Here is a 2,509-nt window from a genome sequence, read left to right as displayed (position 1 = left end):
GATTTTGTTATTGTGTCGCCAAGTGAAATAAATGGTAAGCAGTATAAGCCAGTTGACCAGCGGACTTTTGAAGATGTAAAGCCAGCACCTGATTGGTTGGTTGAGATGATGAAACCAAAGGAGCAAAAACGAGAATTTGTAAAAGGTGTTAAGTCCAAAAATTATGCAGGTAAGATAATTGATGCTTTATGTACCGAAGTAAGTGAAGGCAATAGAAATGAATACCTTACTAAGGTATGTGGAATGTTATTTTCAACAGGTGCTGAACCCAAAAATGTTTATACAGTACTTATGAACATGAATGATGAGAATGTTGGTTTGCCTGAAAAGGAGGTTAATACAATATTTCGCAGCATTCTAAAAAGAGAAAGAGGGGGATTAATTGCTTAAAGAACATACAATGCCGGAAGACTTAAAAAAAGAAATAGTTGAGTATACGGTAACAAGAGAACAAATTGTTGAGAAGAAAAAGAACTTCAAAAACTACAATGAGATGTTTAGGGTTCTTGAAGCGGATGCACAAAGAGTAAAAAAATCATTATTAACTGAGGAAGAGCAAAAAAATCTGGGTAATGAAGATGGAAATATACCAGTCGGCAAACTACCAAAGTTGCCTAAGCTGGCAGTAGCAAATATTTTTAGACGTCATATAGATTACTGTACTTTTAGTTCAGACGAAATGAGCAGAATAGCAATCTATATACCAATGGAGGGAATATATACTCAAAATTACGGTTTAGTAAAGAAAATAATTTCTTATATTGAACCAGCGTTAACGGAAAATCAAGCGGAAACTGTTATATACTTTCTAAAAAATAGAGCAACAATTAGAGAACCTATTCACTCTGGTAACTTAATTTCAGTATCTAACGGTATATACAATATTAAGAAAAAAGCTCTTGATAGCTTTAGTCCTGAATATGTATTTACTGCTAAGATAGCAACAAAGTATGTTGAAAATCCAACGCCACCAAATATTAATGGTTGGACTTTTGATGGCTGGTTGAGAAGTATTGCTTGTAATGATGAACAACTTGTAAATATTATGTGGCAAGCCATTAATGAATGCTGTAATGGTAATCATACAAGAAGAAAAGCAATTTTTCTTGTTGGCAATATCAAAGGAAATAATGGTAAAGGAACGTTTCAAGATTTGATAGAGAACCTTGTAGGGCGAGAAAATACAGCAAATTTGAAAGTGAATGAATTTGATCAGCGTTTTAGATTAGCTACACTTGAAAATAAAACTGTATGTATTGGTGATGATGCGCCTGCAAATATTTATATTAAAGATAGTTCTAATTTCAACAGTATAGTAACGGGTGATCCAGTAACGATTGAGAGAAAAGGTAAAGATGCTTACTCAACAAGGTTAATGTGTACAGTCATTCAGTCATGCAATGGAATGCCAACATTTCATAATAAAGGCGGTACAATGCGAAGATTATTGATTATTCCATTTAATGCCAATTTTAATGATAAGACAGACAAAGAAGAAATTAAGTTTGATTATCTTAGAAGAAAAGAAGTGTTGGAATATGTTTTGTATAGAGCATTACAATTAGACTTTAAGAAGTTTGATATTCCAGAAGCAGCACAAACTGCATTACATGAATTTGAGTTAGACAATGATCCATTAGTTTCATTCAAAGAAACATTTTTTGATGAGAATAATATTGAGAAAATACCAGCGTATCATTTGTACGATTTCTACAAAAAATATTGTTTGAATAATGGATACAAGCCATTAAGCAATATAAGATTTGTAAGACAGTTTTTACAAATTGCACAAGATTATGAAAAGAAAGTGGCTAAGTATTCAATGGAAGATATTGAAAATTTGAAGTCACTTTCTGAAGATAATCAGTTGGTAAATTATGAACGTATTCCAATTAATAAAAAATCATATAATTCATTTATAAAAAAAGTATAAAAAACACCGAGTAAACCTATAACCTATAACCGAGTTCTTGAAAAAGCCTATGCATCAACGTTTTTTGCCTCTTTTTAATTAACGCAAAGTATAACCAGACCTATAACCAAACCTATAACCAAAGGTATGGTCAAGAGAAGTTATAGTTTTAAAGTATAACCAGTTATAGAAATATTAGAAAGTATAACCGGTATAAACACCAGTATATCAACGTTTATAGCACAAAAGTTATAAGTTATAGGTTGGAACGCCACTTTTAGTATTTTTTTTCTTACAAGTATGGTTGATTAAAAATAAAAAGGAGATATATATAAATGATATTTACGAAAACAAAAATGAGCACTAATTCCGCAGAATGCCTAACAGAAATGAGGCAAAGTGATGAATTGCTTTATCAAAAGCTAGAAATACTAGGAAATAAGAAGTTAAGTATTATTCATATTGATCAGAGTGATCAGGTAGTTTCAGGTGAAAAAATATATTACTTAACGTTTGTTTATTTAATGGAGGATAAATGATGCTGAACTATGATATATCGAGATTAAAACAAAGAGTTGAGTTTGGATCGATTAAGTC

At 31.2% G+C, this 2,509-nt stretch carries 3 protein-coding genes; all 3 read left to right on the top strand.

Translation table 11 applies throughout. The features are described from left to right. Positions 1-390, top strand: a 390-nt coding sequence (locus FC81_RS08580) for a primase alpha helix C-terminal domain-containing protein (RefSeq protein ID WP_187327414.1), incomplete at its 5' end; no start/stop codon positions are given. Further along, complete coding sequence (locus FC81_RS08575) at positions 383-1,933, top strand: DNA primase family protein (protein ID WP_157054769.1); 1,551 nt, start codon at positions 383-385, stop codon at positions 1,931-1,933. The genes FC81_RS08580 and FC81_RS08575, both read left to right, overlap by 8 nt. A gap of 314 nt (positions 1,934-2,247) precedes the next feature. Beyond that, positions 2,248-2,451: a hypothetical protein gene (locus FC81_RS08570; protein WP_057745746.1), complete on the top strand. Its 204-nt coding sequence runs from the start codon at positions 2,248-2,250 to the stop codon at positions 2,449-2,451. Positions 2,452-2,509 lie beyond the last annotated feature (58 nt).

Origin of the sequence: Liquorilactobacillus capillatus DSM 19910 (assembly GCF_001434915.1) — a bacterium.
Classification (GTDB): Bacteria; Bacillota; Bacilli; order Lactobacillales; family Lactobacillaceae; genus Liquorilactobacillus; species Liquorilactobacillus capillatus.
This window is presented reverse-complemented; position numbering and strand designations above follow the sequence as displayed.